The organism is Pseudomonas sp. GV105 (assembly GCF_003058185.1).
Lineage (GTDB): Bacteria > Pseudomonadota > Gammaproteobacteria > Pseudomonadales > Pseudomonadaceae > Aquipseudomonas > Aquipseudomonas veronii.
In genome coordinates, this window is the sequence record NZ_QBUF01000003.1 from 334,256 (window position 1) to 340,927 (window position 6,672).

At 63.8% G+C, this 6,672-nt stretch carries 6 protein-coding genes; all 6 read left to right on the top strand.

The window, feature by feature from the left end; translation table 11 throughout:
• The first annotated feature begins 11 nt into the window (after positions 1-11).
• The 6 genes from flgG to flgL all read left to right on the top strand — a co-directional run bounded on the left by flgG (position 12) and on the right by flgL (position 6,430).
• On the top strand, positions 12-794 hold the full coding sequence (flgG, locus tag C8K66_RS07810; RefSeq protein WP_108524536.1) for a flagellar basal-body rod protein FlgG: 783 nt from the start codon (positions 12-14) through the stop codon (positions 792-794).
• Positions 795-817: 23 nt separating this feature from the next.
• Positions 818-1,471 carry a flagellar basal body L-ring protein FlgH gene (locus C8K66_RS07815; protein WP_046382149.1) on the top strand — a complete coding sequence of 218 codons (654 nt, stop codon included), beginning with the start codon at positions 818-820 and terminating at the stop codon, positions 1,469-1,471.
• Positions 1,472-1,482: 11 nt separating this feature from the next.
• Positions 1,483-2,601, top strand: a complete 1,119-nt coding sequence (locus C8K66_RS07820; protein ID WP_108524538.1) for a flagellar basal body P-ring protein FlgI — start codon at positions 1,483-1,485, stop codon at positions 2,599-2,601.
• A complete protein-coding gene (gene flgJ / locus C8K66_RS07825; protein WP_108524540.1) occupies positions 2,601-3,533 on the top strand; it encodes a flagellar assembly peptidoglycan hydrolase FlgJ in 933 nt (310 codons plus the stop codon). Before C8K66_RS07820 ends, flgJ begins: the two co-directional genes overlap by 1 nt.
• A gap of 65 nt (positions 3,534-3,598) precedes the next feature.
• A complete protein-coding gene (gene flgK, locus C8K66_RS07830; protein WP_108524542.1) occupies positions 3,599-5,209 on the top strand; it encodes a flagellar hook-associated protein FlgK in 1,611 nt (536 codons plus the stop codon).
• 24 nt (positions 5,210-5,233) lie between these two features.
• Positions 5,234-6,430: a flagellar hook-associated protein FlgL gene (flgL, locus tag C8K66_RS07835; protein ID WP_108524544.1), complete on the top strand. Its 1,197-nt coding sequence runs from the start codon at positions 5,234-5,236 to the stop codon at positions 6,428-6,430.
• Positions 6,431-6,672 lie beyond the last annotated feature (242 nt).

A 6,672-nucleotide genomic window follows, 5' to 3' on the forward strand; every position in this document is an offset into this window, starting at 1 on the left:
GGAACCGAACGATGATCCGATCACTGTGGACGGCGAAAACCGGACTGGAAGCCCAGCAGGGGCAAATGGACGTGATCGCCAACAACCTGGCGAACGTCAGCACCAACGGCTTCAAGCGCTCGCGGGCAGTGTTCGAAGACCTGGTGTACCAGAACGTGCGCCAGCCCGGCGCCCAGAGCAGCACCGACACGCGCCTGCCCTCCGGCTTGCAAGTGGGCACCGGCGTGCGCGAAGTCGCCACCGAGCGCCTGCACACCCAGGGCAACCTGGAGCAAACCAGCAACTCCAAGGACCTGGCCATCAACGGCCAGGGCTTTTTCCAGGTGGACATGCCCGACGGCAGCACCGGCTACACCCGTGACGGCAGCTTCCAGCTCGATGCCAATGGCGAGATGGTTACCTCCAACGGCTACAAGCTGTCGGCCGGCGTGACCATCCCGGCCAACGCCACAGCCATCACGATCAGCAGCGACGGCATCGTCTCGGTGACCACGCCCGCCGCGTCTACCTCGACCCAGGTCGGCCAATTGAACCTGGCGTTGTTCATCAACCCGGCCGGCCTGGAAAGCATCGGCCAGAACCTGTACCTGGAAACCGATGCCTCGGGCTCGCCCACCGAAACCACGCCGGGCCTGAACGGCGGCGGCACGCTGTCCCAGGGCTACGTGGAAACCTCCAACGTCAACGTGGTGGAAGAAATGGTCGGCATGATCCAGACCCAGCGCGCCTATGAAATCAACAGTAAGGCCGTCGAAAGCTCGGACGAGATGCTCCAGCGTCTGACCCAGCTCTGAGCGCCCGGTTCGAGACTCCCTTTATGGCTCACAAGTATCTTCTGGCCGGCGTGCTGGCCCTCGCCGGCTGCGATCAACTGCCCCACAAACCGGTGGTGCCCGACGAAGAAGTCCAGGCGCAGGGCTACCCCGCGCGCCTGGCCAACGGCTCGATCTACCAGAGCAGCCGCTCGCAACCGCTGTTCGAAGACCGCCGCCCGCGCATGGTCGGCGACACCCTGACCATCGAGCTGGAAGAACAGGTCAGCGCCAGCAAGAACTCCTCCTCCAATGCCAGCCGCGCCGGCTCCATGGGATTGAGCCTGGCGACCACCTCCAGCCGCGCCAGCCAGGTCGGCTCCTTTGGGCTGGATGCTTCGACGACTCATGACTTCCTGGGCGCCGGCGGTTCCCAGGCGAACAACTCGTTCACCGGCACGATTTCCGTGACGGTGATGCAGGTGATGCCCAACGGGCACTTGCGTGTGCGCGGCGACAAACAGATCGCGATCAACCAGGGCACCGAGTTCATCCGCTTTTCCGGGCTGGTCAACCCGCGCAGCATCACCGGCGAGAACACCGTGTCATCGACCCAGGTGTCCCAGGCGCGCATCGAATACGTGGGCGATGGCTACATCAACGAAGCGCAGCGGATGGGCTGGCTCCATCGCATCCTCCTCAACGTTTCCCCTTTCTGAGTACCCACGCCATGTTCACTAGAGCCGCCCGAACGTTGCGCACCCTGCTGCTGAGCTGCCCGTTGTGGCTGGGGGCAACGGTTCACGCCGAGCAGATTCGCGACATCGCCGACTTCGCCGGCATCCGCCCCAACAACCTGGTGGGCTACGGCCTGGTGGTCGGCCTGGATGGCAGCGGCGACCAGACCACCCAGAGCCCGTTCACCGAACAGGGCCTGACCAACATGCTGTCGCAATTGGGCGTGACCCTGCCGGCCGGCGCGAACATGCAGATGCGCAATATCGCGGCGGTGATCGTCACCGCCAACCTGCCGGCCCTCTCGCGCCCGGGGCAGCAGATCGATGTGGTGGTGTCGTCCATCGGCAACGCCAAAAGCCTGCGCGGCGGCACCTTGCTGATGACCCCGATGAAGGGCGCCGACGGCGAGGTGTACGCCATGGCACAGGGCAACCTGCTGGTGGGCGGCGCCGGCGCGTCGGCCAACGGCAGCAGCGTGACGGTCAACCAGTTGGCCGGCGGGCGCATCAGCCGAGGCGCGATTATCGAGCGCACGGTGGCGCTGAATTTGAACAACGACCACGGCCTGCTTGGTTTGTCCCTGCACGAACCGGACTCGGCCACGGCACAACGCGTGGTGTATGCGATTAACCTGGAAATGCGTCGAACCGTGGCCTCGGCGGTGGACGGCGGGATGATCGAGATTCAGGGCCCGGTGTCGCCCAATGAGCGCACCAACTTCATGGCGCGCATCGAGAGCATCGAAGTGTTGCCGATCCAGGCGCGCCCCAAGGTGATCCTCGATTCGCGCACCGGCTCCATTGTGCTCAACAGCTCGGTGAAGCTGTACCGCGCCGCCGTGGCACACGGCAATTTGTCGGTGATCATCGACACCACCAACACGGTCAGCCAGCCCGGCGCCTTCAGTGGCGGCCAGACGACGACCAGCTCCCAGAGCAATATTTCCATCGAGTCCCAAGGCGGTTCGCTGCATTTGCTCGAAGGCACGGCGAACCTGATGGACGTGATCAAGGGCCTGAATGCGCTCGGCGCCACGCCACAGGACCTGATGGTGATCTTGCAGGCGCTCAAGGCGGCCGGTTCCTTGCGGGCCGAGTTGGAGATCATCTGATGAACAAAGGCGGCAGTACCGATGGCTTTGCCCTGGATGTGCAAGGCCTGGACCGGCTGCGCAACAGCGCGCACCTGGACCCGCAATCGGGGCTCAAGCAAGCCAGCAAGCAGTTCGAGGCGCTGTTCCTGCAGATGATGCTCAAGAGCATGCGGGCGGCGGTGCCCAAGTCGGAGATGTCGAACAACTCGCAGACCGAGATGTACACCGAGATGCTCGACCAGCAGTGGGCCCAGAGCCTAGCGGGCAAAGGTATCGGCCTTGCCGAGCAACTGACCCGACAACTGAGCGGCTACACCACCCGGCAGGCGCCTGAACTGGACAGCGCCACCACAGCCTTCCTCGACCTGCCGCCCTCGCGCCCCTCGCCGTTTGCCAGCCCGGCGTTCGATGCCTGGAAACGCCGTGAAGTCAGCGGCGGCGACAAGGACCAGCCCGAGCATGTACAGGCGTTTATCGCGCGCTTGAGCGAACCGGCGCAAAAGGCCGCCCGCGCCAGTGGCGTACCCGCCGAGTTGATCCTGGCCCAGGCCGCCCTGGAAACCGACTGGGGCCGGCGCACCATCACCACCGCCCAGGGCGCCGACAGCCACAACCTGTTCGGCATCAAGGCCGGCGGCCAGTGGCAAGGCGCGACGACCCAGGTGATGACCACCGAATACACCGACGCCCAAGCGCAAAAACAGCTGGAAGCGTTTCGTGTCTATACCTGCGACGACGCTGCCTTCAACGACTATGCACGCCTGATGCGCAACCGCCCCGGTTATGCCGCCGTGCGCAATGCCGTCGATGCGCCCCAGGCCGCCATCGCGTTGCAACAGGGCGGTTACGCCACCGACCCGCGCTATGCACAGAAGCTGATTTCGGTGATGGCCACCATCGGTCCGCTGCGCAACGTGCCGGCCGTGGCGCAACTGCAAAACGATTTATAGAACAGGGGTCAAGTTGCCCTTTTGCCGGGCCGATAGTGCCAACCATGTAGCCCAGGAGCTTCTCGATGAGCATTATTTCCATTGGCGTCAGCGGCCTGACCGCCGCGCAGATCGCCCTCAGCACCAGCAGCAGCAACACCACCAACGCCTACACGGCGGGCTACACCTTGCAGGTGGCGAACTTCTCCGAATCCACCTCGGGCAGCGGCGTGCAGATCGCCAGCGTCGACCGCCAGTACAACCAATTCGTCACCAGCCAGCTCAACAGCTCCATCAGCGCCGAAAGCGCGCTGTCGACCTACCAGACCGAAGTCGACCAGATCGATAGCCTGCTGGCCGATGGCGATGCCAGCCTCGACACCCTGATGCAAAGCTTCTTCTCGTCGATCCAGACCCTGACCTCCGACGCCAGCGACACCGCCGCGCGCGAAGAAGTGGTCGGCGCCGCGCAAACCCTGACCTCGCAGTTCACCCAGTTGGGCAGCTACCTGGACGACATGGCCAGCGACGTGAACAGCCAGATCAGCGACCAGGTCACCCAGGTCAACGACCTCACCGAACAGATCGCCGGCCTCAACAAAAAGATCAGCCTGTCCGACGCCCTGGGTTCGACGTCCAACGCCCTGCTCGACCAGCGCGACCTGCTGGTCAGCCAGCTCAGTGAACTGGTGGACGTGGATGTCACCACCCAAAGCAACGGCAGCTACACCGTGGCACTGAGCAACGGCCTGGCGCTGGTGTCGGGCAATGACAGCTTCGATCTGCAGACCGCCGTCTCGGCCAGTGACCCGACGCAAACCGTGGTCACCTACGTCGACGCCGCCGGCCACACCACCGTGCTCGACGACTCCACCTTCGAAGGCGGCTCCCTGGGCGGCCTGATGGACTTTCGCGACACCAGCCTGAGCGACGCGCAAAACCAGCTGGGCATCCTGGCAGTGAGCCTGACCCAAGCCTTCAACACCTTGCAGGCAGCAGGCATCGACCTGAATGGCGACAGCGGCAGCGCGTTCTTCTCGGTGGATGACCCGAGCATCTACGGCAACACCGAGAACACCGGCGACGCGACGCTGAGCGCGACCTTTACCGACGATGTCAGCGCCCTGAGCGCTACCGACTACACCGTCAAGTATTCCGCCACCGACGGCTACATGGTGACCCGCAACGACAGCGGCGCCAGCGTCACCTCGACCTACGACGCCAATAACGACACCCTGACCTTCGCCGGCATGAGCGTGGCCATCAGCGGCACCGCCGATGACGGCGACAGTTTCCTGGTACTGCCCACACGCAACGCCGCCAGCAGTTTCAGCACCTTGACCAGCGACGGCAGCCTGATCGCGGCAGGCACCTCCACCGGCAGCAGCGACAACAGCAATGCCCTGGCGATGCTCAACCTGCAGACCGACAGCATCGTCGGCGGCAGCAAGACCCTCAGCCAGACCTACTCGGCGCTGGTCAGCGACGTGGGCAGCACCGCCAGCAAGGTCGCCGGGCAACTGGAAACCCAGTCGGGCCTCACCGAGCAACTGACCACGCTGCAACAGTCGGAATCGGGGGTGAACCTGGATGAAGAGGCGGCCGACCTGATCGTCTACCAGCAGTATTACCAGGCCTGCGCGAAGGTGGTCGAAGTGGGCACGTCCCTGCTCGACACCCTCCTCGATATCAACTGATAATTTTCTGAGCGGAGCGACGCCATGCGCCTCAGCAGTGCGACGATTTACAACCAAAGCCTGAACTCGATGCTCGCCCAGGAAAGCGCCTATCAGGACGCCGCCCAGGAAGTGTCCAGCGGCACCCGGGTGGTCAACCCTTCGGATGATTCGCTGGCCGCCGCCCAGGCCGTCAACGTGCGCCAGGCCATCGCCGCGAATACGCAATATGCCGACTCGCGCAGCACCATCAGCACGTCCTTGTCCCAGGAAGAAAGCACCCTGGACAGCATCAACGATGCCATCACCAGCGCCAAGGCGCTGATCGTGCAAGCCAACAACGGCACCTTGAGCGACGCTGACCGCGAGTCCATCGCCACCTCGCTGCAAGGGGTGTACGACACGCTGGTGACACTGGCCAACGCCACCGACAGCAACGGCAACTATTTGTTTTCCGGCTACCAGAGCCAAAGCCCGGCGTTTGCCACCGATGCCAATGGCGATCTGGTGTATCAGGGCGACAACAACGCGATCACACAACAGGTCAGCTCCACTCAGAGCATGGCCAGCGGCGATACCGGGGCGACGATTTTCCTTTCGGTGAGCAGTTCGGCGGGGTTTATCGCCGAGGCCGGCGACAATAGCGGCAGCGTGACCTACAGCGGCCCGACCATTACCGATACCCAGGACGCCAATTACGGCAGCGGCTTCAGCCTGACCTTCAGCACCGCCGCCGACGGCACCGCGCAATACAGCCTCGACGGCGCCACCCCGGTGGCGTACACCTCGGGCGACACGCTGGAAGTCAACGGCCTGTCCCTGACCTTGAGCGGCACCCCGGTGGACGGCGACACGGTTACCGTGAGCAAGGCCGCCGACGCCGACCCGGACCTGTTCGCGACCCTGAAAAACCTGATCTCGGTGCTGCAGACCCCGGTGGAAACCGACGCCGACCAGGCCAACCTGGACAACACCCTGTCCACCGCCAGTCGCCAACTGAGCAATGCCCAGGACAACGTACTCACGGTGCAGACCTCTGTCGGCTCGCGGCTTAACCAGCTGGACGTGCTCGACACCATCGGCGACGACCTGGCGCTGAGCTACACCGAACGCCTGTCGGGGTTGGTGGATGCCGACTACACCGAGTCGGTCACCGAGTACACCGCACTGCAAGTGGCCTTGCAGGCGGCGCAGCAGACCTTCGTCAGCATCCAAAAGATGTCGCTGTTCGAATACATCTAAAACTGCGAGAGGGAGCTTGCTCCCGATAGCGCTGGATCAGTCACCAGATGCACGGGCTGAAACACCGCCATCGGGGGCAAGCCCCCTCCCACAGTTGGACCGTGGCAGCTGATTGGCCAAAAATAGTCCTAAACCCAGCCCACAAAAGCCCATCAACTGCGACGCCCCCATGTCACTGTTCAAACACATCAAAAACTGTGGGAGGGAGCTTGCTCCCTCCCACAGTTGGACCGTGGCAGCTG

Bases quoted from the DNA above. Each gene is read 5' to 3' on its own strand.
- flgG (WP_108524536.1), top strand. From the start codon at position 12: ATGATCCGATCACTGTGGACGGCGAAAACCGGACTGGAAGCCCAGCAG.
- C8K66_RS07815 (WP_046382149.1), top strand. From the start codon at position 818: ATGGCTCACAAGTATCTTCTGGCCGGCGTGCTGGCCCTCGCCGGCTGC.
- C8K66_RS07820 (WP_108524538.1), top strand. From the start codon at position 1,483: ATGTTCACTAGAGCCGCCCGAACGTTGCGCACCCTGCTGCTGAGCTGC.
- flgJ (WP_108524540.1), top strand. From the start codon at position 2,601: ATGAACAAAGGCGGCAGTACCGATGGCTTTGCCCTGGATGTGCAAGGC.
- flgK (WP_108524542.1), top strand. From the start codon at position 3,599: ATGAGCATTATTTCCATTGGCGTCAGCGGCCTGACCGCCGCGCAGATC.
- flgL (WP_108524544.1), top strand. From the start codon at position 5,234: ATGCGCCTCAGCAGTGCGACGATTTACAACCAAAGCCTGAACTCGATG.